Annotated in this window: 20 protein-coding genes; 3 read left to right on the forward strand and 17 right to left on the reverse strand. The window is 55.0% G+C overall.

The features are described 5' to 3' along the window. Positions 1–37 precede the first annotated feature (37 nt). Together ACMWKA_RS04595 and ACMWKA_RS04600 are read left to right on the forward strand one after the other, a co-directional pair. Complete coding sequence (locus ACMWKA_RS04595; protein ID WP_014832874.1) at positions 38–502, forward strand: DUF6130 family protein; 465 nt, start codon at positions 38–40, stop codon at positions 500–502. Positions 503–513: 11 nt separating this feature from the next. Continuing rightward, the gene (locus tag ACMWKA_RS04600) at positions 514–1,257 is read left to right on the forward strand and encodes an alpha/beta fold hydrolase (RefSeq protein WP_013098249.1); all 744 of its coding nucleotides are present in this window, start codon (positions 514–516) and stop codon (positions 1,255–1,257) included. A gap of 89 nt (positions 1,258–1,346) precedes the next feature. Here the strand turns inward: ACMWKA_RS04600 and iolB are convergent, their stop codons facing one another. The 10 genes from iolB to ACMWKA_RS04650 all read right to left on the reverse strand — a co-directional run bounded on the left by iolB (position 1,347) and on the right by ACMWKA_RS04650 (position 14,470). Further along, positions 1,347–2,171, reverse strand: a complete 825-nt coding sequence (gene iolB, locus ACMWKA_RS04605) for a 5-deoxy-glucuronate isomerase (protein ID WP_414760023.1) — start codon at positions 2,169–2,171, stop codon at positions 1,347–1,349. A gap of 9 nt (positions 2,172–2,180) precedes the next feature. Beyond that, positions 2,181–3,071, reverse strand: coding sequence for a myo-inosose-2 dehydratase (gene iolE, locus ACMWKA_RS04610; protein WP_044789531.1), 891 nt, complete (start codon positions 3,069–3,071; stop codon positions 2,181–2,183). Between the two features lie 11 nt (positions 3,072–3,082). Then, positions 3,083–4,987 carry a bifunctional 5-dehydro-2-deoxygluconokinase/5-dehydro-2-deoxyphosphogluconate aldolase gene (locus tag ACMWKA_RS04615; protein ID WP_414760024.1) on the reverse strand — a complete coding sequence of 635 codons (1,905 nt, stop codon included), beginning with the start codon at positions 4,985–4,987 and terminating at the stop codon, positions 3,083–3,085. 12 nt (positions 4,988–4,999) lie between these two features. Continuing rightward, positions 5,000–6,133 carry a Gfo/Idh/MocA family protein gene (locus ACMWKA_RS04620; RefSeq protein ID WP_414760025.1) on the reverse strand — a complete coding sequence of 378 codons (1,134 nt, stop codon included), beginning with the start codon at positions 6,131–6,133 and terminating at the stop codon, positions 5,000–5,002. A gap of 8 nt (positions 6,134–6,141) precedes the next feature. Further along, positions 6,142–7,170, reverse strand: coding sequence for an ABC transporter permease (locus ACMWKA_RS04625; protein WP_013098254.1), 1,029 nt, complete (start codon positions 7,168–7,170; stop codon positions 6,142–6,144). Positions 7,171–7,181: 11 nt separating this feature from the next. Beyond that, entirely contained in the window at positions 7,182–8,729 is a 1,548-nt protein-coding gene (locus tag ACMWKA_RS04630) for a sugar ABC transporter ATP-binding protein (protein ID WP_029882255.1), read from the reverse strand. A gap of 48 nt (positions 8,730–8,777) precedes the next feature. Further along, positions 8,778–9,707: a substrate-binding domain-containing protein gene (locus ACMWKA_RS04635; RefSeq protein WP_414760026.1), complete on the reverse strand. Its 930-nt coding sequence runs from the start codon at positions 9,705–9,707 to the stop codon at positions 8,778–8,780. A gap of 31 nt (positions 9,708–9,738) precedes the next feature. After that, positions 9,739–10,725, reverse strand: a complete 987-nt coding sequence (iolG, locus tag ACMWKA_RS04640; protein WP_029882253.1) for an inositol 2-dehydrogenase — start codon at positions 10,723–10,725, stop codon at positions 9,739–9,741. A gap of 302 nt (positions 10,726–11,027) precedes the next feature. Beyond that, positions 11,028–12,953, reverse strand: coding sequence for a 3D-(3,5/4)-trihydroxycyclohexane-1,2-dione acylhydrolase (decyclizing) (iolD, locus tag ACMWKA_RS04645; protein ID WP_414760027.1), 1,926 nt, complete (start codon positions 12,951–12,953; stop codon positions 11,028–11,030). An 11-nt stretch (positions 12,954–12,964) separates the two neighbouring features. After that, on the reverse strand, positions 12,965–14,470 hold the full coding sequence (locus tag ACMWKA_RS04650) for a CoA-acylating methylmalonate-semialdehyde dehydrogenase (protein WP_029882251.1): 1,506 nt from the start codon (positions 14,468–14,470) through the stop codon (positions 12,965–12,967). Between the two features lie 292 nt (positions 14,471–14,762). On the opposite strand from ACMWKA_RS04650, the gene ACMWKA_RS04655 reads away from it, so the two are divergent. Continuing rightward, entirely contained in the window at positions 14,763–15,593 is an 831-nt protein-coding gene (locus ACMWKA_RS04655; RefSeq protein ID WP_008502123.1) for a MurR/RpiR family transcriptional regulator, read from the forward strand. A gap of 192 nt (positions 15,594–15,785) precedes the next feature. Here ACMWKA_RS04655 and ACMWKA_RS04660 read toward each other — a convergent pair whose 3' ends face one another. The 7 genes from ACMWKA_RS04660 to trbL form a co-directional block, all read right to left on the reverse strand. Further along, on the reverse strand, positions 15,786–17,177 hold the full coding sequence (locus ACMWKA_RS04660) for a DNA-processing protein DprA (RefSeq protein WP_414760028.1): 1,392 nt from the start codon (positions 17,175–17,177) through the stop codon (positions 15,786–15,788). Further along, on the reverse strand, positions 17,177–19,255 hold the full coding sequence (locus tag ACMWKA_RS04665; protein WP_032652986.1) for a RecQ family ATP-dependent DNA helicase: 2,079 nt from the start codon (positions 19,253–19,255) through the stop codon (positions 17,177–17,179). Before ACMWKA_RS04665 ends, ACMWKA_RS04660 begins: the two co-directional genes overlap by 1 nt. 148 nt (positions 19,256–19,403) lie before the next feature. After that, positions 19,404–21,119 (reverse strand): DUF2326 domain-containing protein, encoded by a 1,716-nt coding sequence (locus ACMWKA_RS04670; protein WP_224084844.1) that lies wholly within the window; start codon positions 21,117–21,119, stop codon positions 19,404–19,406. Positions 21,120–21,183: 64 nt separating this feature from the next. Further along, complete coding sequence (locus ACMWKA_RS04675) at positions 21,184–21,432, reverse strand: ABC-three component system middle component 8 (RefSeq protein WP_049596846.1); 249 nt, start codon at positions 21,430–21,432, stop codon at positions 21,184–21,186. Continuing rightward, positions 21,401–22,381, reverse strand: a complete 981-nt coding sequence (locus ACMWKA_RS04680) for an ABC-three component system protein (RefSeq protein WP_032652988.1) — start codon at positions 22,379–22,381, stop codon at positions 21,401–21,403. The genes ACMWKA_RS04675 and ACMWKA_RS04680 overlap by 32 nt, the downstream gene beginning before the upstream one ends. A gap of 311 nt (positions 22,382–22,692) precedes the next feature. Continuing rightward, the gene (locus ACMWKA_RS04685; RefSeq protein WP_414760029.1) at positions 22,693–23,127 is read right to left on the reverse strand and encodes a HigA family addiction module antitoxin; all 435 of its coding nucleotides are present in this window, start codon (positions 23,125–23,127) and stop codon (positions 22,693–22,695) included. A gap of 81 nt (positions 23,128–23,208) precedes the next feature. Beyond that, positions 23,209–24,600, reverse strand: a complete 1,392-nt coding sequence (gene trbL / locus ACMWKA_RS04690) for a P-type conjugative transfer protein TrbL (RefSeq protein ID WP_414760030.1) — start codon at positions 24,598–24,600, stop codon at positions 23,209–23,211.

The following is a 24,600-nucleotide window of genomic DNA, read 5'->3' on the forward strand; positions in this document are numbered from 1 at the left end:
GTGTTCGTTATCACTATGAACCGATAAGGAGACACAGATGATTCGCCGATATTTATTGCTCCCGGCCCTGGCCGTGGCATCGGTCAGCTCCTGGGGGGCACCACTGGATAATCTCAGCGCCGCCGACGTCAACGGTCCGGCTGCCGTTGCCCCGCTTGAGCAGCCCCAGCCACCCGCCAGGCTGATTGTCGATCCGCCGCTGGCAGGCCCGCTGAGTAAGGGGGCTGTCTTTATTCAGTACCGTGTTGAAAACCTGCGCATTGAACCTGTCTTTGGGCCCGACGCGCTGAAAGTCACTCCGCGCATCGGCCATATTCACGTTGTGGTGGATGACGCACCCTGGCACTGGGCGGACACCAGCGGTGAGCCGGTGATTCTGGTGGGACTGCCCGCCGGAAAACACAAGGTGACCATTATTCTGGCCGACCCGACGCATAAGCCTCTCGACCATAAAACCCTTGAATTCACCGTGCCGCCGCATGCGCCGGTCCACCATTTCTGAGGAGCCTGAAGATGAAAACACTATCGATACTGACGGCGGGTCTGCTGGCGATGTCGGCCAGCGCCTTTGCGCAGAGTGAAACCAGCGTGGTGCTGGTGCATGGCGCCTTTGCCGACGGTAGCAGCTGGAACAAGGTGATTTCCCTTTTGCAGAAACGCCACACCGAAGTCATAGCCGTCCAGCTGCCGCTGACCTCACTAAAAGATGACGTAGCAGCCACCCGGCGCGCCATCGCTCGTGCACACGGGGACGTGGTACTGGTAGGTCACTCCTGGGGCGGCACCGTGATTAGCGAGGCCGGCAACGATGCGCGGGTGAAATCGCTGGTGTATGTGGCGGCGTTCGCGCCGGACGCCGGTCAGTCAACGGCAGAGCTGGCGAATAGCTACCCGGCGCCACCGGGGAGCGCGGGTATCGCGAAAACCGCGGACGGCTTTTTATACCTGCCGCCTGCGTCGGTCAGTAAGGATTTCGCACCGGATGTGAAACCGGGTGAACAACAGATCATCGCCGCCACACAGGGGCCAATAAAGGGCGATGCGTTTGGCGAAAAAGTCACTCGCGCGGCGTGGCACGCGAAGCCGAGCTGGTATGTGGTAAGCAAGAACGACCGGATGATCAATCCTGAGCTTGAACGCGCGATGGCGAAGGCCATCCACGCGAACACCACCGAGGTCGCGGCAAGCCACGTGTCGATGGTGAGCCAGCCGGAAGCCATTGCCCGCACGATTGAGCAGGCGAGGCAGATGCACTGAAGACAATTCGGCCAGCGGCGCTGTGCTTGCGCGAGCCTACGGTTTCGTAGGTCGGGTCAGCACAGCGCCACCCGACAAGAAAGGCCGCTTCAGCCCCCATTCTCTGCGGGATAATCCCGGTTAATCCACGCGTGGTCCTCTTCCCACGTGAACATCCATTTGCGCACCGGCCCGGCCATCACGTTGAGGTAGTAGCTGTCATACCCCGCCATGGTTGCCACCGGGTGGTAGCCCTTCGGCACCATCACCACGTCACGGTTGTAGACCGCCATGCATTCATCCAGCGTTCTGTCGTCAGTGTAGACCCGCTGCATGCAGAACCCCTGCTCCGGGTTGAGGCGATGGTAATAGGTCTCCTCCAGATACGTCTCCTGGGGCGGATTATCCGTGTCGTGCTTATGGCTCGGGTACGAGCTGGTGCAGCCTTCGTTGGTCCAGACCTCCACCACCAGCAGGCTGTCAGCCGGTTTGTCTTCCGGCAGAATGTTGTGCACATAGCGCTGGTTATGGCCTTTGCCGCGCGCTTCAGCGTCGATATCCTGCGGTGCAATCAGCCGCGTCGGCCAGCTACCTTTACCCGGAGCGGCACAAACCGCCAGTTCCAGCTTCGTGAGCGCCTTCACCTGAACCGTCTCCTGCGGGGTAACGTACACCGCCCACGGCTTGATGCGCTCGAACGGGCTCATCCGCTCGCCAATATCGTTAAACTGCGCGGAAGGCGTGCTGATGGAGGCGCGCCCGGCCACCAGCACCAGACAGCGCTCTTCGCTGACGGCGGGTAGCGTCAACTGCTGCCCCTCCTGCAACTCATAGGCCTCAAAGCCAACATATCCCCACCCGGCGCGTTCCGGCGTGACGGACAGGGTCCGCCCTTCAGCGTTCGGCTGTTGCCAGCGTGATAGCAGACGTGACATGTCACCTCCTCAGATAAGCCCGGCGTCGCGCGCCAGACGGCTCAGGTTGTTATACCCCAGACGGGCATAGGTCAGCGGATGGGCAATCGCCGGATCCTGCTCCGCCTCCACCACCAGCCAGCCGTGATAATTCTGCGCTTTCAGCAGTTGCATGATCGGCGGATAATCCACGCAACCGTCGCCCGGCACGGTAAACACGCCGCTCAGCACCGCATCGAGGAAGCTGGTTTTGCGGTTTTTGACATCCGCCAGCACGTCGGCACGCACGTCTTTGCAGTGAACGTGATTGATGCGCGACGCCCAGCGCTGCGCCACCGTCAGCGGATCGGCCCCGGCAAAGGTCAGGTGACCGGTGTCCAGCAGCAACCCGACCTCTTCGCCGGTATGGGTCATCAGGTTGTCCACGTCGTCGGCGGACTCAATCACCGTCCCCATATGGTGGTGATAGGCAATCTGCACCCCCTGCTGCTGAGTGTAGCGGGCAAATTCCGTGAGCTTCTCGCCATACTCTTTCCAGCGTGCCTGCGGGAAGCGCGGGCGCAGATGCACCGGCGTCTGCTGCTCGCCGTGAATGCAGCCGCTCACCTCCGCAAATACCAGCACCTTTGCCCCCAGCTCACGCAGCAGCGTCAGGTGGGACTGCACGGCGGCAATCTCCTCTTCCACGCTGCGCTCCAGCAGTCGGCCGGAGTACCAGCCAGAGACCAGCTGCAGATCGTGGCGCTGCAAAATAGGGCCAAGCAGGCGCGCTTCACGCGGGAATTTGTTGCCCAGTTCGAAACCGGCAAAACCGGCCTCTTTCCCCTCGCTCAGACAGGTCTCCAGCGGCGTTTCGGCACCAAGGGAAGGCAGATCGTCGTTAGTCCACGTCAGGGGGTTAATGCCTAATTGCACACTCATTGTCGTCTCCATTATGCGTGTCCGCGCTCGCGCCACCAGGCGATAAGCTGCAGGTAATTGTCCCGGATGCGCGCCACCAGTTGCGCATCGTCGATATCGTGTTTCAGCCATGCGCGGGAAGCTTCGCCAAACAGCGTGCGCCCCACGGCAAATCCTTTCACCAGTTCGTGCCCTGCCGCGGCGTTAAACCCGGCACGCAGCTGCTCGGCAGGCGCATCCAGCCCGAGGATCACCACCCCACGACAGTGCGGATCCCGACGCTGGATAATCTCGCTCAGTGCCGTCCAGCCATCGGACGTCAGCGGCGGCAATTTCCACCAGTCCGGGTAAATACCCAGGTTGTAGAAGCGGGAGATGGCACGCAGATAAAGTTCATCGCTGCGCGGCATGCTGGCGGGCAATATCACCTCCAGCAGCAGCTCATGCCCGGACTGGCAGCAGGCGTGGTAGACCTCGGCAATTTTCTGCTCCTGCTCCAGGCGCAGGCCGTGGGCATCTTCCGGGTGGAAAAAGACCAGGCACTTCACCACATGCTCCTGCGGCCAGCTGATAAGCTGGGTGCCGATGTTGCCGTGCTCCATCTCCAGCGGACGGGACCCCGGCAGCTCAATGGGCCGCCCGATCCACCACCCTTCACCGGTAATGGCGTTGAGCGCGTCCTGACCAAACGTACCGTCGCACAGCAGGCCCGCTTTGCCTGCCAGCCCAGCACGGCTCGCCGCCTCGCGGCTGGCCTGCAGGATCAGCTGCTTGAGCGCCGGAATACGTTTGAGCGACGCCCCGCACTGCAGTGCCATATCTTCAAGCTGACTGCGGTGATCGAACGCCATTACGCACAATTCCGGCCATTCGCGGCGACGGGTGGTGACCCGGTGCAGATGGTTCAGACGCGGGTCGAGATCCGGGCGTGGAACGAGCGCGGCGCGCGAGAGATAGTCATCCAGCTCAATTTTGCTCGGCATCGCCGGGGCGCAGCCGTGGCGCGAGACCACCAGCGCGCCGCAGGCGTTGGCATAGCGGCACGCCTGCTCCCAGCCCTCATCGTTCAGGTAGCCGCGCAGCAGGCCAGACATAAAGGCATCGCCCGCGCCGAGGACGTTCAGCACCTCCACGCGCACGCCGGTCACCGTCAGGCCGTCATCCAGACGGGCCGGAATGGCACCGGTATAGACCGAACAGCCAAGCGCGCCGCGTTTGCAGACCAGCGTGGCCTTACTCACGGCACGCACTTGCGCCAGCGCCAGCAGGGTGTCCGTGCTGCCGCCCGCAATGTGGAACTCCTCCTCGGTGCCGACAATAACGTCGAAGAGGTGGAGCACTTCCTGAAGTTCACGGGTGACCTGATCGGCCGCGATAAAGCGCGTTTCGCCGTCGCCTAAGGAGGTCAGCCCCCACAGCACCGGGCGGTAATCAATGTCCAGCACCGTGCGCACGCCGTGACGACGGGCATAGCCCAGCGCCGTCAGCACCGCCTCGCGGGTCTGCGGATGAGAAAGGTGAGTCCCGGTGATGGCAAGACACCGTGCGGAGGCGATGTAGTTTTCGTCCACATCGCTGGCCGTAATGGCCATATCCGCGCAGTTATCGCGATAAAAAATCAGAGGAAAGGTGTCCCGGTCTTTAATGCCGAGTAGCACCAGCGCCGTGAGGCGTGTTTTATCGGTGATCAGATGGCTGGTATCACAGCCCACCTGATTTAGCTCTTCGCGCAGGAATCGGCCCATATGCTCGTCGCCCACGCGCGCCAGCATCGACGAACGCAACCCCTGCCGCGCCGTGCCGTACGCCACGTTGCCAGACGAGCCACCGAGATATTTGGCAAAGCTCGACACATCCTCCAGCCGCGCACCAATCTGCTGACTGTAGAGGTCTACCGCCACGCGGCCCATGCATATCACATCAAACTGCTTTTCCACGTTGATACCTCTTCAGACAATGTCATTCACGTTCAGCCAGCGGCCTTGCTGGTGTGAGAGTGCGATGGCGTCCAGCACGCGCGAGACTTTCCAGCCCTCTTCAAAGTCCGGCCACATCGGTGCGTCGGCGGCAATGCCATCCACCAGGTCACGCACTTCCACCGTTTTTTGATCGTTAAAGCCAATACCGTGGCCTGCGCCCATACAGAACGCGCCGTAGTCCGGGTGTGCCGGGCCAACCAGCAGCGTGCGGAATCCCTGACGGTTGACCGGATCGTCATGCAGATAGAGCTTCAGCTCGGCCATGCGCTCCTGAGTGAAGCTGATGGCGCCTTTCGTTCCGGTGATCACATATGACAACCCCATCTTGCGGCCGCAGGCGACGCGGGAGGTTTCAATCACACCCTGCGCCCCGCCCGCGAAACGTACCATCGCGTGGGCCTGATCCTCGTTTTCGACGGCAATCATCTCCGACGACCCGGCCTTCGCCGGACGTTCCGGGACCACAATCTTCAGGTCGCCGCAAACCTGCTCAATCTCCCCCACCAGGTACTGCGCCATATTGACGATATGCGCCGCCAGATCGCCCAGCGCCCCCAGCCCGGCAGTCTCTTTGAAGCAGTGCCAGTGAATGGGCGAAAGCGGGTCGGCCATATAGTCTTCGTTGTGGGTGCCGTAGAAGTGGATCACCTCGCCTATTTCGCCGCGGGCGATAATCTCTTTCGCCAGCTGCGCCGTCGGGTTTTTCATGTAGTTGAAGCCCACCAGGGTTTTCACCCCTGCCCGCTTCGCGGCCTCGACCATCTCACGCGCGTCGTGGGCGTTCAGCGCCAGCGGTTTTTCCGAGTAAACATGCTTGCCGTGACGGATCGCTTCCAGCGCCATCTCTTTATGCAGATGGTTGGGCGAGCAAATATCCACCACATCAATGGCCGGGTCGGCCACCAGCGCCCGCCAGTCTCCCGTTGAACGGTTAAAGCCAAACGCCTGCGCGCGCTCTGCCGCCAGCGTCGGGTTTACCTCGGCCACCATCTCACGCACCAGCTTGCCGAGCAGGTTGAACACCGTCGGGGCCTGGGCATAGGCGATGGCATGCGCCTTGCCGATATACCCGGTGCCAATTAATCCAATACGAACCTCTTTCATCGTGATCCTCACAGTGCGCCGCGACGGCTCTTGGCGTAGGTGTCGAACGCCACCGCCAGAACGATAATTAACCCGGTGATAATCTGCTGGTAGTAAGCCGAGACGTTCATCAGCACCAGGCCGTTAATCAGAATGCCCATAATGATGGAGCCGATAATGGTGCCGCCGATGCGTCCGTAGCCGCCCATCAGCGAGGTGCCGCCAATCACCACCGAGGCAATGACGCGCAACTCAAAGGAGATCCCGGCCACCGCCTCGGCGCTCCCCAGACGCGCGCTGAGAATAAAGCCCGCCAGCCCCGCCAGACAGCCAATCAGCACATAGACGCTGACCAGCACGCGCTTCACGTTCACACCCGCCAGACGCGCCGCCTCCGGGTTGCCGCCGATGGCGTAAACGAAGCGTCCCCAGCGGGTTTTGTGCAGCGCCAGATAACCGCCAACGGCGACGATGGCGAAGATCCAGATCGGAATGGAGATACCGAGCAGCTCGCCCCGTCCCCACCAGCGGTAGCCCTGATCGAAACCGGCGATTGGCGCGCCGTCGTTAATCACCAGGGTCAGGCCGCGCCAGATGGTCATCCCCCCGAGGGTGACGATGAACGGCGGCAGGCGCAGGCGGGTGACGCCCAGGCCATGCAGAAAACCAATCGCCGTGCCCATCGCCAGACAAATCCCCAGCCCAATCAGCCAGCTCATGCCGCCCCAGGCGTTCGGGTCGACGGTGGTAAAGTTGTCGCCTTTAATCACGTACGCCGCGGTCATGGCGCACACCGCCAGAATGGAGCCGACGGAGAGGTCGATCCCGGCGGTCAGGATGACGAAGGTCATCCCCACGGCCATGATCCCGTAGATGGAGACTTCGGTCAGGATGTTGAAAATGTTGCGTTCCGAGAAAAAATTGCTGTTCTGCGACTGGAAGAAGATCAGCAGCAGGATCATGAAAATCAGCACCCCAAAGCGCTCGAAGAAGGCGATGGGATCGATGCGTCCGGCGCGTTTGACCGGGGCCTGCGTTTTAGAAATCATCTGCGTCATGAGAAACTCCGTTATGCCGCGTTCAGGGCGTTGTGGTTGATGGCCATCATCGTCATCAGCCGCTCTTCGTTGGCATCATCGCCGTGGATCTCGCCGGTGACCCGGCCTTCGCTCAGGGTGATGATCCGGTCGGACACCGCCATCACTTCAGGCAGATCGGAGGAGATCACAATCACCGCCACGCCCTTTTTCGCCATGTCAAACAGCACCTGGTGCACTTCTGATTTGGTCCCCACGTCGATGCCACGCGTTGGCTCATCGACAATCAGCACCCGCGGGTTGAGCGCCATGCAGCGCGCGAGGATCACTTTTTGCTGGTTACCGCCGGAGAGCTTGCGCACCTCCTGCGCACTGTTGACCATCTTGATCTGCAGCGCCTGGCGGTAGGACTCAATCAGATCGTCCTCTTTGCGGGTATTGACGAACCAGCGCCAGTGCAGCAGTGACGAAAGGCAGGAGAGCGACAGGTTGTCGCGAATCGACAGCCCCAGCACCGCCCCCTCTTTTTTGCGATCTTCCGGCACCAGCGCCACGCCCTGATCGAGGGCATACAGCGGGTCGCGCGGCTGGTACGGCACGCCGTCAAGCTCAAAGCTGCCAGAGGTAAACGCGTCTGCGCCAAACAGGCAGCGGGCCACTTCGGTGCGTCCTGCCCCCACCAGTCCGGCGATGCCCAGCACCTCACCCGCGTGGACATGGAAGCTGATGTCATGCAGGGCAATACCGTGCGGATCCAGCGGCGGCTTTTCGCGGCTCAGCCCCTTCACGGCCAGGCGGATGGGTTTATCCTCATGGTGGGTTTCGCTGGCGGGACGGCGGTTAAACGCCACGTCGCGCCCGACCATCAGGCGGATCAGCTGCTCTACGTTCGTTTCTGCCACCGCGCCGGTGCCGGTGAAACGACCATCCTGGAAAACGGTGAAACGGTCGCAGAGCTGAAAAACTTCATGCAGGCGGTGCGTCACATAGATAATGCTCACCCCGCGGTTTTTAAGCTCCCGCACCACACGGTGCAGGCTTTCTACTTCGCTGTCGCTCAGCGCGGCGGAAGGTTCATCCATGATGATCAGCCTGGCGTTGAGGGTCAGCGCTCTCGCGATCTCGACCATCTGCTGCTGGGCCACGCTCAGGCGAGCAACGGGTGTGGTCGGCGCGACGTTCAGCTGCAGGTAATCGAGAATGACCTGCGCCTCCTGGTTTACCGCTTTTTCATCGACGATCAGGTTCCGCTTGCGCGGCTCGCGCCCAAGGAACATGTTTTCCGCGACGGTCATATTGGGCAGCAGGTTAAATTCCTGATAGATGGTGATAATGCCCTTGTTCTGTCGTTCCACCGGGGAGTCATCTACCGGCAGCGTTTCGCCGTTGAACCAGATCTCCCCGCGCGTTTGCGGCTGCGCGCCCGCAAGCGCCTTCAGCAGCGTGGATTTTCCCGCCCCGTTTTCCCCCAGCAGTGCGTGGATTTCTCCTGGCCCGACGGTCAACTGGGCATTGCTCAGCGCCCAGACGCCGGAAAAGCTTTTCGCCAGCTCGGTCACTTTCAGTAAGGGTTGCGACATCAGTCTGCTCCTCCTCATGATGAGCCGCCAAAGGCGGCTCGGGACATATTAGTTACCGGCCTCACCGATACGCTCAGCCTGCTGCAGGTTCTCTTTGGTGATAAGCGTTGGCGGGTAGTCCGCGCCAGTGATGGCTTTCTTCTCACGCACGTTGGCCACCAGCTGGCTCATTGCCGTTTGCACCGCAAAGCCCGGGCGCTGATCCGCAGTCACCGCCAGCCAGCCGTCACGCACGCGAGCCAGCGCTTCAGGAACCGCATCAAAGCCGGTCACCAGGATTTCACCGGGCTTCACGCCCTGGCTCTGCAGAGCTTCAATCGCCCCCAGCGCCATATCATCGTTGGCGGAGAGGATCACCTGCGGGCGTTTCGGCAGTGACGGCAGAACGCTTTCTACAATGCGCATCCCTTCAGAACGCATCCAGTTGCCGGTCTGATCGGCGACGATCTTGTATTTATCGCCCCCCGCTTTCAGGCTGTCGCGGATCCCTTTGGTGCGTTCGATGTTGGAAGAGGAACCCGGCTGACCGGTGAGCAGAATGATCTCTGCCCCGTCGGGGAATTTGCTTTTCACGAAGTCGCCAATCGCCTGGCCGCCTTTGTAGTTGTTGGCGCCAAAGTGCGGCACTTTCTTCTGACTGTCGACGGAGCGGTCAAGGGTGACCACCGGCAGCTTCGCATCCTGAATTTCATCCACCGCGCTGGAGACCGCGTTCACGTCGTTCGGGGAGACGATGAACCCCTGCGCCCCGCGGGTGATGGCGTTTTCCAGGTCAGCCACCTGTTTTGGTGAACTGCCCTGCCCGTCCAGCACCTGCAACTTGACGTCCATCTCTTTTGCGGCTTTCACCGCCGTGCGCTGCATGTGAACTTCAAACGGCATGGCCAGATTTGGCGTACTGAAAACAATTTGCTCGTTTTCGGCGAGGGCAGCCCCGGACGTCATGGCGATGAGGGCGGCTAAGATCAGCTTTTTCATTATTATGTCTCTCTGTGTAGGGTGGTTGTGTTTAGAGGACGATCTCGCGCTGGCTACGCAGCGACTCCAGCGCTTTATCCGCGAGGTACAGCGCACGTTCACCATCATCGCCGCTGCAGTCAGGCACCGCTTCGCCGCGCAATACCGCAACAAAGTGTTCCCATTCCGCGGCGTAAGCGGATTTGTAGCGCTGCAGGAAGAAGTGTTCCGGCAGCGCGCTGGTGCAGCCCTGTTTGCCATAGTGCTGCACCTGATTTTCAAGAATATTGCCCGCGCAGAGCAGCCCTTCAGAGCCGTGCAGCTCCAGGCGCTGGTCGTAGCCGTAAGAGGAGCGGCGGCTGTTGACGATGGTCGCCATTGCGCCGGAGGCATATTTCAGAACGATAAATGCGGTGTCGATGTCCCCCGCCTCGCCAATCGCCGGATCCACCAGGTTACTGCCCTGGGCATACACTGACACCGGCTCTTCACCCATGATGAAGCGCGCCATATCAAAGTCGTGAATGGTCATATCGCGGAACATGCCGCCAGAGACGCGGACATACTCCGCCGGTGGTGGAGACGGATCGCGGGAGATGATCAGCAGCGATTCCGGTTTGCCGATACGCCCGGCCTGCGCGTCGGTTTTCACGCGGCGGAACTGCGGGTCAAAGCGACGATTAAAGCCGATGAACAGCGGCACGCCGTACTCTTTGACCACTTTCAGGCAGTCACGCACGCGGGCGAGGTCGAGGTGTACCGGTTTTTCACAGAAGATGGCTTTGCCATGACGGGCGGCCATTTCAATCAGGTCCGCATGGGTATCGGTCGCCGAGGCGATCAGCACGGCATGAACGTCAGGGTCGGTCATCGCCTCAATCAGGCTCTGCTGGCGGGCCTGATACTGCGTGGCGAGACGGGTGGCAAATTCCTGATTCGGGTCAACCACGGACCAGAGTGTGGTCGCGCTGTGGCTGGCGATGTTAGCTGCATGTACCTGGCCAATTCGGCCAGCGCCCAGTAAAGCAATGTTAAACATAACGGCTCCCGGTGTTGGTGAATGCTGTGAACTAACGACCCTTTAAATAAAACATTTATTTCATTTTTATAAATAGTGAAAATTATGTTTTTGAGTGTGAGTTAACACTTTTGAGATGAATGAGATAAATTTTGTTATCAATCTCACAACATGGGAGGGAGGACATCTTCCCCTCACCCCGGCCCTCTCCCACAGGGAGAGGGAGGGAAAACCGCACCGAACTATCCCCTCTCCCAGTGGGAGAGGGTTAGGGTGAGGGGAAAAAGAAAAATGAAATGAAAATTTCGTTACGGCGGGAAATCTTAATACTGACGTGCTTTTTTCACCTGCGCCTGCGTCTGCGCCGCGGCTTCGCGCACGGCAGGAGACGCTGCTACCTGCGCATCGCCGGTTCGCCACCAGGAGGCGTAATCGTGGGTCATGGTCTTCGGCAGCACTTTGATGTCCAGCAGCGTCGGGCCTGGATGGGCGCGGGACGCCTCCAGCGCCGCCAGCAGGCTTTGCTCATCATGTACCCGCCACGCGCGACAGCCGTAGCTTTCCGCGTTTTGCGCGAAATCGACCTTCACCAGCGGCCCGTCAAGCTGCCCGGTCTGCGGGTTACGGTGGCGATTTTCCGTGCCAAAGCTTCCCATTCCATGTCCCATCTGCAGGTTATTAATGCAGCCAAAGCTGGCGTTATCAAACAGCAGAACGGTGATTTTAATGCCCTCCTGCACCGCGGTTTGCAGCTCGGAGTGCAGCATCATGTAAGAGCCATCCCCCACCATGGCGTAAACCGGTTGCCCGGGTCGGGCAAGCTTCGCGCCAAGCGCCGCCGCAATCTCGTAACCCATGCAGGAGTAACCGTACTCCAGATGATAGGTATCAGGCGTTTTGACCTGCCAGAGGCGCTGTAAATCTCCCGGCAGCGAACCGGCTGCGCCCACCACGATGGCGTTATCTTCAACATGATGATTAATCAGCCCCAGTACCCGCGTCTGGGTCAGGCGGGTGTTGAGCGTCTCGCCATATTCCGTCAGTTGGGCATCAAGATGGCCCGCCACTTCCGGTGCCTCGTCCGGGCGCCACTGGCGCTCCCAGAGACGGCGGCACTCATCGTGCCAGGCGGCTTTAGCCTGCGCAATCTCCTCTCCCCAGCCGCTGCGATACTCCCTGAGCGAGTGGGTTAAGGCCTGCAGTCCGGTCCGGGCATCGGCAATCAGCGCGGTGGCGTCAAGCTTCAGGGCGTCAAACTCGGCCACGTTCAGCAGCAGAAACTCGACGTCCGGGTGGGAAAAGAGCGCCTTGGAGCCGGTGGTAAAATCGGTAAGACGTGTCCCCACGCCAATCACTAAATCGGCCTGCGGCGCAAGCTGGTTGGCGGCCATTCCGCCCGTCACGCCCACCCCACCCATATTAAGTGGGTGGTCACTTACCAGCGCCCCTTTTCCGGCCTGGGTTTCGGCAAACGGCAGATGCAGCGTTTCGACAAATTCGCGCAGCACCTCATGCGCGCCGGAGTAGCGTACGCCGCCGCCGCACACCACCAGCGGACGGCGTTTGCGCGCAATCAACGCCTTTGCCTGCGCCAGACGCTGCGGATCTGGCGGTCGACGCTCGATGTGATGCACGCGACGCGCGAAGAAGCTCAGCGGGTAATCCCAGGCTTCGCCCTGCACGTCCTGCGGCAGGCAAAGGGTTACCGCACCGGTATCTGCGGGGTCAGTGAGCGTTCGCATCGCATTTAACATGGCGCTCATTAACTGCTCCGGGCGATTGATGCGGTCCCAGTAGCGGGAGACCGGGCGGAAGCAGTCGTTGGTGCTGATGCTCAGATCGTGATACTGCTCTATCTGCTGCAACACCGGGTCCGGCTGGCGGCTGGCGTAGATATCCCCCGGCAGCAGCAGCAGCGGAATACGGTTCGCCGTGGCGGTCGCCGCCGCGGTGATCATATTGGCGGCTCCCGGCCCGACGGAGGAGGTCACGGCGAAAATGCGCTGACGGCGATGCTGTTTGGCGAATCCCGTCGCCATGTGGGCGATGCCCTGCTCATTACAGCCCTGCATTACCTGCAGATGGCCCGGATCCTGTTCCAGCGCCTGGCCGATGCCCAGCACGTTGCCATGACCAAAAATGGTCGCCACGCCCTCCACGAAGGGCGTTTCAATGCCATCAATGCTGACGTACTGTTGATTAAGGAACCGGACCAGCGCCTGGGCCATGGTCATACGTTCGGTTTGCATAAAACCTCCTGTCAGCCCAGCGTCGGCATGGAGAACGCAGCGCCTGTCTCCTGCTGCATTTCCGGCCAGCGTGCGGTGACGGTTTTCATTCGGGTGTAGAAACGCACGCCATCGTTACCGTGCACGTTGAGTGCGCCAAAAATCGAGCGCTTCCAGCCGCCGAAACTGTGGAACGCCATAGGCACCGGGATCGGCACGTTAACCCCCACCATGCCCGCCTGCACCTCTTCGCAGAAGCGGCGCGCGCAGCCGCCGTCGCGGGTGAAAATGGCTGAACCATTACCATATTCATGGCGGTTAATCAGATCCACCGCGCTGGCGTAATCTGCTACGCGCACCACAGAAAGCACCGGGCCGAAAATTTCTTCCTTATAGATCGTCATCTCCGGGGTGACGTTATCGAACAGCGTCGGCCCGACAAAGTAGCCCTTCTCGTGACCCTGCACGCTAAAGCCGCGGCCGTCCACGCGCAGATTCGCCCCCTGCGCTTCCCCGCTGTCGATGTAGCCCAGCACCTTGCTGCGGTGCGCAGAGGAGATAAGCGGCCCCATTTCGTTTTCTGGCGTCTGGTCCAGCCCTGGCCCAACGCGCAGCGCGGCAATCTGTTTTTCCAGACGGGCGCAGAGGTCATCGGCGGTTTTATCGCCCACCGCCAGTACCACAGAAAGCGCCATACAGCGTTCCCCCGCCGCGCCGTAGGCCGCGCCCATAATGGCGTTGGTTGCCATCTCCATGTCGGCATCCGGCATTAAAATGCAGTGGTTTTTCGCCCCACCCAGCGCCTGACAGCGTTTGCCGTGGGCGGACGCGGTCTGGTAGATATATTCCGCAATCGGCGTAGAGCCAACAAAGCTCACGGCCTGCACGCGCGGGTCGGTCAATAGCACATCAACGGATTCTTTATCCCCCTGCACCACGTTAAACACGCCGTCCGGCAGGCCGGCCTCTTTCAGCAGTTTTGCCAGCGCGAGCGCCAGAGAGGGATCTTTTTCTGATGGTTTCAGCACGAAGGTATTGCCGGTCGCCAGCGCAATCGGGAACATCCACATCGGCACCATCGCCGGGAAGTTAAACGGCGTGATCCCGGCGCAGACGCCGAGCGGCTGCATCAGCGAGTGGCTGTCCACACCGGTGCCCACGTTGGCAGAGTGTTCACCCTTTTGCAGATGCGGAATGCCACAGGCGAACTCCACCACTTCCAGGCCACGGGTCAGTTCACCTACCGCGTCGGAGAAGACCTTGCCGTGCTCTTCGCTGATAAGACGGGCCAGACGTTCCATATTCTCTTCCAGCAGCGCTTTGAAGCGGAACATCACACGCGCGCGCTTAAGCGGAGAATGACGCGCCCACGCCGGAAACGCCTGCTGCGCGGCGGCAATCGCCTGCTCCGTTTCCTGTGCCGTACTCATCACCACCTGACGGATCTGCTCGCCGGTGGCCGGGTTGAAGATCGCCTGAACGCGCTGGCCTGAACCGGTGACACATTCGCCGTGAATAAAATTCGCTACCGTCTCCATCCTTAACCTCTCGCTGTTGATACGTGACTGTTACCTGAACACTGTGTACTGAACACTATATATGAAACAAATATTCCATTTTAAGTTGAAATAAAATAAATGATGATTATTGTGATCAAGGATGGATTTTTATGTTAACAGCTAACAACACTGACGCAGCGTGCGCTATTAAGGATTTTCAGGCGATGAAATGAGTGAAGTTTCTGTTTCATTTTTGCTGCCAGATGGATGGCCAACATTTAAAAGACGCGGTTTTGCGTTTAGAATCATAAGACTGTATTTGGGGGATAACATGACGACAGCAACCAGCCTGAACGAACTGCAGCAGCAAATCCGCGATCGCTACGATAGCCTGAGCAAGAGGCTGCAGCAGGTCTCCCGCTATGTACTGGATAATACGAACAGTGTGGCGTTTGATACGGTTGCGGTCATTGCCGAGCGTGCCGATGTGCCGCCCTCGACGCTGATCCGTTTTGCCAATGCCTTTGACTTTACCGGCTTCAACGAGATGAAACAGCTGTTTCGTATGAACCTGGTGGAGGAGACCGCCAGCTACAGCGATCGCGCGCGGCTGTTCCGCGAAATGGAGAGCGAAGCCGTGCCGGAAACGCCGCTCGATATCCTGCAGGAGTTCGCCCGCTCGAACGCGCAGGCGCTGCAGCAGCTGGCCGCCCGCGCCGAACCGGAGATGCTGGAGCGCGCCGTACAGCTTCTGGCCGACGCGGACACCATCTACATCGCCGGACTGCGCCGCTCCTTTAGCGTCGCTGCTTATCTCACCTATGCTTTAAGCCACCTGGAGTGCCGCCCAATTCTGCTCGACGGCATGGGCGGCATGCTGCGTGAGCAGATCAGCCGCATTAAGGCGCGCGACATTGTCGTGTCGATCAGCTTCTCCCCATACGCGGAAGAGACGGTGATGGTCAGCGAAACCGCCGCCAGCGTCGGCGCGCGGCAGATTGTGATTACGGACAGCCAGATTAGCCCGCTGGCGACGTTTAGCGATCTCTGCTTTGTGGTGAAAGAGGCGCAGGTGGATGCGTTTCGATCTCAATCGGCAACGCTGTGCCTGGTGCAGTCGCTGGTGGTGGCGCTGGCGTATAGGTTGGGTGAAGGGAAGTAAGGAAATAAAAAACCCCCTGCGCAGGCAGAGGGTTTTGGTGTTAACTCAGAGGGGGATTATTCCCACTCGATTATAAACGCAACAAAAATATCAATATAAATCAAAAACATAAATATAAAACAATTGCAAAGACCATGAACAATACCATACTCAAAATGGCTCAAGGGGATTGCACCACTCGATTTTAACTAATTATCCTTTTTTCTTAACAACGTAACGCAAGGGTCTACTCTGCTTCTCCAAAACGCCCTCATCAATCAGACGTTGTAACCATGCCTTTGCCTGTAAGTTCGACACATTCAACGCAACCGCTACTTCGGCGTCATTCATCGGAGTGCTCAAAAGTTGCTGGATCGCTGCGCGTACAGCTGTGAAGAGCACCTCGGCCGGCGTTGCTTCAGCATGCTCAAATTTTTTAATGTCCTTTGTGGATGCTAAAGACTCTTTTGTTAATGGGGATAATTCTTCCGATGCCTCAGCTGTTGGCTGTTCTTCAAGAAGAATGTCAGCAGGTTCTGACAGCTCAATCTCGGTCTGCGAATCCGTTCTGCATGAGACTTGCTCTGCTGTTTTGACGTCAGCCAACAACGTGCCCTCTTTCGACGACAGAGAAAGATCTAACTGTGGAGAGGCTGCAGGCATTGGCATCGCTATACTGAATACGTCTTTGAAGGATTCAACGCTTTGCGGGTTGGGCCAAGGAAGTGCGCCTTTTTTTTGTAATCCGGTTAAACCTTCGGAAGCTTCGCCCGTCGATCGAATAAAAACAGGGACGAACCTTAGTGTCTCCAATTGTTCAATGGCACCAGCCCATGTCCCCCCTTTATTAAGGTCGGAATTCACCACCAACGATGTATCCGCCAATGCATAAATCAACTTATTGCGCTGCATAGCATGCCCAATGTTGAAACCAGCGTTTGGATCGTAGGCAGAAACTAGTGTGAGGTTACCGTCACGTAAACGATTTCTTTCTTCACGATTCATTACGGCCTTTTCAAGGTGTTCAGCAAGCACACCAATACTCTTTCCGCCTGACTCCAATGCACCACGCATGGCAGCTTGATCAATGCCTCTTGCCCCCCCAGACACAATGGCCCGTCCAGCACAGGCGGCTAACCGTCCAATGGACATGGTATAGTCAATTAATGGCTCACTCACATTGCGCGATCCAACAACTGCTAGCCCACCTGCGTCAAGTAGCCTAATATCGCCACAGCCATAAAGTATTGCTGGAGCGTCTTCACGCATCCGAGCTTTAAGGCGGCGTGGATATCCAGGATCTGCACGACTTACAACCCAAATAGCTCTCGCTTGCCAGCGTTCCAGCACCTGACTTAATAGAAAACCACGAGCCAATAGACGTTGCATACGACTCTGATCAATCACTGTTTGACAAGCGCGTAAAATCTCATCAGCGTCTGGGGTTAAAAGGTCTGCTGGTTGACGGTGAATCTCACGCAAATGACGAGCAAGACGCTTGTATTCTCCCGGAGTTAAAAGCTCAGCTGACGGCATCCCACGTCCTGCAATCAGTGGTGCCGTCAGTAGCAGAATCGCTTGAGTATTAGGTGAAATCTTTTGCATCAGTCCTCGTGCCCAGTTTGTGAAAGAGCTATTGGCCAAACCTCACCGCTCCCAGCCTTTCTGAGGAGCCATGCTGCCACTGTTAGCGTCCATCGAGAATTAACAATGTCATCAACAAGTAACACTGGTCCACTAGGAATAGGCTCATTGGCTAATGCAAGAGAGCCATCAAGGTTACGTGCCTGCTGAGATGAGTTCGCCATAGTCTTTTGCTCTGGCCTATCTTCAGTTTTTACAAGCACTTGATGAAAAGGTAGCCCTACGGCAGCGGCAAGTCTTTTAGCAAAATTCGGAACAATATCTGGATGCTTCAAAGATGGGATAGCTGTGACCCATTCAGGGGCTGGTGTGGGCCCCCATTGATGAAACATCTCAGCACATGCCTGAACCAATTGTTCAGAAAAATATCCATCTTTATAGCGATTTTCTCTTACAATACGTCCCCAACCAGCATCCCCCCATACACAAAGTGCTTTACCCGAATTAGCTCGATATGCAGGAGCGATGACTCCTCTAACGTCATACTTAGGCATTCCGCCATCAGGCCACTTCTTGCGGGGTTCAATAGGCAAGCTAGTGCGACAAAGAAATTCTATGGCTGCTTTGACCAGTGCTTCATTAACGGTTGAGGGCAGTGGGGGTAAGGTAGGTGCTGTAACACTAGATGGATCGCCATCTAGAGCTCCAATTAGGAATCCCATATGATCACCGTACTGTAGGCTCGCGTAATGCTGCATCTGTTGATGCTCTTCCTGACGGAGCGCTGTGAGGCGTTCAGCCCGCTCCCAGAACGATTCGCTCAGCGTTGCAACGGTGAGCTGCCATTTACTGCCATGTTTTGCAATGGGGGCCGGTGACTCAAGAGAAAGAAGTGCAATCGTCTTATCTACACGCCCTTTACTGAGATTGATACGGTTCAACAACTCGGGAACTGATAACCCCTCGGGCTCGTCTTCAAGCGCTTCCAATACGTCTCTAACCTCATGCCGTGTCGGGAAGGCGCTACGGATAAACCAGTCAGTGATATCTGACTCTTCCTGACCACTTAGGAGGATACCATAAGCGGACTCCATTGCTCGCCCTGCACGCCCCACTTGCTGATAGTAGGCGACAACCGAGCCCGGCATCTGGAAGTGAATAACAAACGCCAAATCTGGTTTGTCATAACCCATACCTAATGCAGTTGTTGCAACCAGAGCTTTGACTTCATTGTTGAGCAACGCCTCTTCCAACTGCTCGCGCTGAGCACCGGTTTCACCTGTATAGGCTTCAACATTGTAGCCTTGAGCTTTCAACCATTGCGCCACTTGATTAGCATCACGTACAGTCAACGTATAAATGATGCCATTACCTTTTAGCGTACCTAGCTGTTCTGCCAGCCAAGCTAGACGCTCGGCCTGACTTGGTAAGCGGATAGTTTGCAGGGAGAGGGAGGTCCTGTTTAAGTCTCCACGTGAAACATGGAGATTCGGACCTAGGACAGAAGCAAGATCTTCCATCACTCGGTTGTTCGCCGTAGCAGTGGTGGCGAGCAACCGCAGGTTTGGCGGGAGAGTTTTGACGATTCTCTCAAGCAGGCGATAGTGTGGCCGAAAGTCGTGGCCCCAGTCTGAAATGCAATGTGCTTCATCAATGACCAGCATCGAAATTTGTGCTGCGATACTGGACAGAACCTGTGTTCTGAAGCGCTCATTCGCCAAACGCTCAGGTGAGATCAGTAGTATATCGATTTTACCCTTGGCCAATTCACCTTCAATTACAGCCCATTCATCCATATTATCAGAGTTTATTGTCGCGGCACGAACACCCATCCGCTGTGCAGCAGCTATCTGGTTTCGCATGAGAGCCAACAGCGGAGAAATCAATAACGCAGGGCCATTTCCATTTTCTCGCAATATTTTAGTCGCGATAAAGTAGACAAAGCTCTTACCCCAACCAGTCTTTTGCACGACCAGCAAACGACCCTTGCCTTCGACAATATGACGTATGGCATCTTCTTGGCCATCACGAAAACTTGCATCCCCGCGTCCGGAGCCGATTTGAAGAAGTTGTAACGCGCGTTTTGGATCAAAGACCATTAAAAACCCCCAGCCTACCAATGGCATCAATATATTTTTTACTGCGCAACTTCTGTTGCTAGTATGTTTGGTAAATTTTTGGCGTATAGGGCGAAACTATAACCCAAGTCTCAGGCTTTGATTCTGCCAAAAATTTATTCGTCCTTAATTACCAAGCCCTCATTTTGAAGATTCGACCTTTCTCTCCCTCATCGTGTAACGTAATCACAATCTCATCAGACGAGAATACTGGCTGATCACCAGCACGCACAGGCAAGTCCGAATCTATAAGAGTAATGATTGGCTGTAGCCCCAACTCCGCATAACGACGAATGATAGCCAAAAGGTTTTCTTTCTTACGATCATCCAAAGACTCAAACACACCATCATGATAAACAAAACGAGGATATTTTTCGTCCAAGTGAGCACGCAATACAGCCAAATCGAAGGCAATACAAAGCAGTTTGCGGTATGTATGCCCAAGATCGGCACTAGTAGCATTACCTGACTCGTCAAGTATTTCTGCCTTAAACTCTAGATGTCCTAGTTGATTGGGCGATACGCTCAGCAGAGCTTTGCGATCAATGACCTCTTCAACTATTTCGTTAAAGAACACTCTTATTGCAGAAAATAAGCTGTCCTGATCAGAGTTTTGCTTCTCGACATTAGCTTCAATCTGGGCCTGTAGATTTCCACGCTCTTCTGTCAAAGCCCTAATTTCTTTTCGAAGTTCCTGCAAACGATGTAAGAAGCCTCGCTGACGCTCTAACGACGTAATATCAGCACGCAATATCACCATCTCGTCCGAGACTTGTTTATATTTACCAAAAATGTCAGTTTCACTTAGAAATGAAAGCATCTCCGAGCGTTTTTTTCCTAGGAAATTCAATTCTGCATTGATGCGTTTTAGCTCAGCTTCGACTTCTTCCCGCTCTTCCTGCAGATAGCCACGACGCTCATCTGTAATAGCCCGATTGAAGTCGATTAGCTGTTGGAAATCCTTTTTAATCTGTCCTTTAAACAGGACTCCAGCCTCCTCAAATAGACGCTGCGCCTCATCGGGATTAAAGAGAATCTGATCTTCTTCCAACGAGGATATTATTTTCTTTTTGGTCTGATTGTATGAGTAACGTTCAGCATTTAAAGACGCAATTTTTACGTCGATGTCATCGACCAACTGCTTAGTACTATCCTTATCCTGAGTACGGAAATCAAAGGCATCAAGCAATGTCTGCTTTTTCTCAGCCTCTTTCTGCTTAAGTAACAGAATGCCCTCGATCTTGCTGATATCCTCAATAGAGCCACCCAATTCATTTTTGATAGTCTGTGCAATGGCTTGTTTCTTGGAGAGTTGCTCTTCTTTTTCATAATGTTCAACGATGAGTTGAGCGTCAAAACCAAGGACGTGAGCCAAGAAAGGCTTCCAATCTGAATGTGCTGCCGCAAATTTGCGTAGATGGAATACATCTCGGAAATCGTCCTGCGAGCGTAGTAGATATCCTAAGCCTTTGCGATATGCCCAAGGTTTGATTGCTCGCCAATCCAATACCCCATCCAACAACTCACGTGCACGCTCGAAAGGCATGTTCACATGATCCCACTCAGTCAGTGCTAACCCCGACAAGTCTTGATGGCCTGCTTGATGACGCTTAAAACTAATTTTAGTGGCTTCTTTAACACTACGCCGAATCGTTACGAACGATGCATCTTCCAACTCAATCTCAAGGAAGAATATAAATTCTTTGAACAAATCGGAGTGCTTGAAAAGAAAGAACTTAGGGTCACGTTTGGCTAAGAAACCAAAGTCGAGCAAGCGCCCTAGCGTAGTCTTGCCGAGATTATGCGTGTCCTTACTTCTGTTCTCCGGCAAGCGGATTTCAGCCATAACGACATTCATGCCTTGGACAAACTCCACGGGATCGAACAAGTCAGGCTTGTTAGAATAGAGTCTAGATAACTTCATTTGGCCCCACATATTCTAGAGCATCGGTTTTGGGGCGATACTCAATCAATCCCATGAGATAAAGAAAATTAAGAGCAGGTAAGAACAGCACCTCTCCACCGATAACGCTTTTTTTCGCAAATTTACGTAGAGCGTCATAATCATCAATACGCCGAGTTTTCAAGCGAGCCAATAGTAACAGTGAGACATTGATGACTGTTCGATCAGGATGAGAGTGCTTCGTTGGCCGTAGCATCGTCTACCTCCCCAATATCACAATTCCAGTACATGTAAAACAGTACAGCACGCGTCAAGCGCTTGTGAGCGTGCTGCCGCAAGATAGGATCACGGCTGAACAACATGTCAACCAGATATTCCATTACCTCATCAAAAGTTTGATAGTCCTTACGCTTTGCAATGATCTTGAGTTGGAACTCATCGACTACCGACTCGTACATACGTAATAATTCGAGGTTTTCCGGAGCAGCCAAGAAAGCCCGAATTTGAGCCGTTTCCTTCAAGTATCTCTTCCGCTGTGCCCTGGCATACTCAACACTCATATTGTTGAGTGTATTTTTTTGCTCGTATGTCACTCGCGCAGTCGGCGGATCATCAAGCATTTCGACCAAGCTCTCTTTATTTTGAGCCAGAGCCTGTACAACATCAGACAAGTCATCGGGACTAACAATCAGCGGCGAATCAACTGGATCAAGGTCTGCTTCCCTCGCTACATCAGGGAAACGCTTAAGCCAGATCTCCAGTTGTTCTAGCCCACAAAGATAAAGTGATGAACTGGAAATGTTACATTGAGACGAGAGGTAATCACGTATCTCCGTTTCAGCATTACCAGATAGGCGACGATTAGCGAATAGCATGTAATGATCTAACTGCTTGGCATCACGAAGTTTTTTTATACGAGGAATTTCTTTACCCAGCACGGTGTTCGCAGACGTAACACTGAAGAAGTCAGATTCGGAGAAATTTCGGTTATACCCATTGGTGTGCTTTGCCTGAACTATGGTTGTACCTACCCATGGCGCGTTCTTACTTGGGTGCAGTTCAGCTGTTCCCATAAACTTGGCATCGCGCCCACCATCAGGGCCCTTTGCAAATCCCTGTACGGCGGCTCCAAGCAACCGCTGGCACAGAAGAACGATCAAGGTCTCGAACTGACCATCGCTTAGATCTTCGTATGCAAATTTCATTTAATCCCCATCAATAACAACGACTTATTGTACATCATTGCTAAATTGTCGTTTGCGAAACCCCATAGTTGCGTATCAAGCTTGTGGATTCATTTATCCAATCAAAACAATGAAAACTTGACGCAAATATTAACATCCACAGCTAGCATAGACGAGCAAAAAGCGCAGTATCTAGGAGTATCTGGTAACTCACCGTTTTGTGAATAGATTTTGGAGAACCAAGCTGAGGAGAAGAATTCGCGAGTTGGTCGGATATCATGGCACTTGAGGGACTGCTGGTATGATAAATTATGAGATAGCAATGTTTTTAATTACTTATGCTCTTGCTCTCGGTGAACTTGCATCTCCTGCAGGTTACTCCAAAAGTCTTCATCAGTCCCAAATATGGCAGCAAGAATGCGAGCATCTTCATTTGTAAGACGACGCAAGCCGCAGAGAATATCGTCAATATACTGCTTGCAGCTACCCATAGCTTCCGCCAGTTCATCATTAGACATGTTCAGCGGTTTCAAAAATTCTTCTGTCAGAATTTCTCCCACTGTCACAGGCCCGGCGGTATCTGCTTTTGTGTAGTATGCAAGAATCTCTGAACGCCCCTGCTCATACGTCAGCTCGCCTGAAATAATACGTGCCTTAACGGACTCGTACAGTGGCGTACCACTGGGGTCCATTCCTTCAAATCTCAGGGAAGCCTCTGCTTTGCGGAAGCCCTCGATGCGTAACCGTGTATAGGGAGTCCTAGACATGTTTTTCCTTTGAGTTGCAGGAGTGAGGTTCGCTCAGTGAAAGCGTCAGCTCACGCAACCTCGTTAACTGACGCGCGTGATTCAAGATTTATTATTACCCGATAAGCTATCACCGGCAAAATCATCATGTTCGCGGTTATCCCGACGAGTAGCTGTTTGTTTACTTATCTGAGTCGCCAACTCCCCTCCAATAGTTTGTTGGGCACGAGAAGAACTGCTACTTCGCTTCATTCTCTGGTACTCAGCAGCTCCGTTAGCCATGCTGCTTCCCATATGGCTTGCCATGCGGCCAGCACGCGAGAATGAAGCAAACCCCTGACTTCCTCCACTGGCGCTACCTGAACTGCTCCCTGCAGACGAACCACTGTAACCGCCTGAGGTTTGGCCTCCAGAAGTATCTACAGAACCGGTATCTTCCCCGCCGCCAAATCCTCCACCGGAACCGCCTCCGCCGCCTGAACCAGATTCTTCGGCCATGGCAGCTTGCGCAGACTCGAATGCTGCCTTTAATGCTGAGGCTCCGCCGCTGACTTGAGCTGATACCCCCATTGCCATTGCTCCAGCACCGCTGATGGCAGTAGCGGCTGCGCCGGTAATCATACCCGCCCCAAATCCACCAATCCCTTGTAAAGAAGCCCCTCCTACAACACCTGATAACAACAGTGGTAGCTTATTAGTTAATACTAACAGGATAATTGACGCTAGAAGCAAAACTATAAGACTATTAAGATCAGGAACATCATCTTTAATAAGCGAAAAATATTGATCTATAAATGATTGTCCAATCCCAATAATTAATGTCGTCGTGAATAATTGAATGCCAATCGATAAAACAGTTCGTAAGTAATTAATTGCTATATCAGAGGTCCATTTCGAACCACCAAACCCAAGCAATATAACTCCTGCATAACATAACACCCATGCAGAAACCAACATGATTAGCATATTTATCGCTATAAGGGACATCACTACCAAAACGATTATCGCGACTGTTATCATAATGGTGGATATCATTGGCGACCAAATTGATGCAGCTGAACTGACCTTTGTTAATATCGCAAACGCCATATCAACTATGCTTGAGGGAGAAATACCAGTACTTATTCCTAACGCGTTTGCTGCAAGTTGTCTCATTGAATTAATTATGGATTGCGATATGGATGGGCCGTTGATTAAAAGATAATAAAAAAAACCAATGACGGCAAAAAAGCGAACTATTTCAGCAAGTACGCCTGTCAACCCTTCCCCTTGCATAGCCATCATACCAAATGTCCAAACCATACTTATTAATACCAGCCCCCAGAAGAGCCAATTTGCATAGTCAGCAATTACTGCTGTCCATGTACTGGCTACTTGTTGAAACTTATCTAATAAAGTATCAAGTAGCCCGCTACTATCTAATTGACCAGCATAGGCATTTATAGAAAAGAAAAGTATGATACCTAAAAAGGTGAGCTTACTTACTATTTTCAT

Origin of the sequence: Enterobacter sp. 03-F-07-AD-ECC, assembly GCF_047530935.1 — a bacterium.
GTDB lineage: Bacteria > Pseudomonadota > Gammaproteobacteria > Enterobacterales > Enterobacteriaceae > Enterobacter > Enterobacter cloacae.

What these genes read in the sequence shown, in the direction of transcription:
- iolG (WP_029882253.1), bottom strand. Translation starts at nt 10,725, where the DNA reads ATGTTTAACATTGCTTTACTGGGCGCTGGCCGAATTGGCCAGGTACAT.
- ACMWKA_RS04660 (WP_414760028.1), bottom strand. Translation starts at nt 17,177, where the DNA reads ATGCAAAAGATTTCACCTAATACTCAAGCGATTCTGCTACTGACGGCA.
- trbL (WP_414760030.1), bottom strand. Translation starts at nt 24,600, where the DNA reads ATGAAAATAGTAAGTAAGCTCACCTTTTTAGGTATCATACTTTTCTTT.
- ACMWKA_RS04670 (WP_224084844.1), bottom strand. Translation starts at nt 21,119, where the DNA reads ATGGCTGAAATCCGCTTGCCGGAGAACAGAAGTAAGGACACGCATAAT.
- ACMWKA_RS04680 (WP_032652988.1), bottom strand. Translation starts at nt 22,381, where the DNA reads ATGAAATTTGCATACGAAGATCTAAGCGATGGTCAGTTCGAGACCTTG.
- ACMWKA_RS04625 (WP_013098254.1), bottom strand. Translation starts at nt 7,170, where the DNA reads ATGACGCAGATGATTTCTAAAACGCAGGCCCCGGTCAAACGCGCCGGA.
- ACMWKA_RS04650 (WP_029882251.1), bottom strand. Translation starts at nt 14,470, where the DNA reads ATGGAGACGGTAGCGAATTTTATTCACGGCGAATGTGTCACCGGTTCA.
- ACMWKA_RS04635 (WP_414760026.1), bottom strand. Translation starts at nt 9,707, where the DNA reads ATGAAAAAGCTGATCTTAGCCGCCCTCATCGCCATGACGTCCGGGGCT.
- iolE (WP_044789531.1), bottom strand. Translation starts at nt 3,071, where the DNA reads ATGAGTGTGCAATTAGGCATTAACCCCCTGACGTGGACTAACGACGAT.
- ACMWKA_RS04595 (WP_014832874.1), top strand. Translation starts at nt 38, where the DNA reads ATGATTCGCCGATATTTATTGCTCCCGGCCCTGGCCGTGGCATCGGTC.
- ACMWKA_RS04655 (WP_008502123.1), top strand. Translation starts at nt 14,763, where the DNA reads ATGACGACAGCAACCAGCCTGAACGAACTGCAGCAGCAAATCCGCGAT.
- ACMWKA_RS04675 (WP_049596846.1), bottom strand. Translation starts at nt 21,432, where the DNA reads ATGCTACGGCCAACGAAGCACTCTCATCCTGATCGAACAGTCATCAAT.
- ACMWKA_RS04630 (WP_029882255.1), bottom strand. Translation starts at nt 8,729, where the DNA reads ATGTCGCAACCCTTACTGAAAGTGACCGAGCTGGCGAAAAGCTTTTCC.
- iolB (WP_414760023.1), bottom strand. Translation starts at nt 2,171, where the DNA reads ATGTCACGTCTGCTATCACGCTGGCAACAGCCGAACGCTGAAGGGCGG.
- ACMWKA_RS04665 (WP_032652986.1), bottom strand. Translation starts at nt 19,255, where the DNA reads ATGGTCTTTGATCCAAAACGCGCGTTACAACTTCTTCAAATCGGCTCC.
- iolD (WP_414760027.1), bottom strand. Translation starts at nt 12,953, where the DNA reads ATGCAAACCGAACGTATGACCATGGCCCAGGCGCTGGTCCGGTTCCTT.
- ACMWKA_RS04685 (WP_414760029.1), bottom strand. Translation starts at nt 23,127, where the DNA reads ATGTCTAGGACTCCCTATACACGGTTACGCATCGAGGGCTTCCGCAAA.
- ACMWKA_RS04620 (WP_414760025.1), bottom strand. Translation starts at nt 6,133, where the DNA reads ATGAAAGAGGTTCGTATTGGATTAATTGGCACCGGGTATATCGGCAAG.
- ACMWKA_RS04600 (WP_013098249.1), top strand. Translation starts at nt 514, where the DNA reads ATGAAAACACTATCGATACTGACGGCGGGTCTGCTGGCGATGTCGGCC.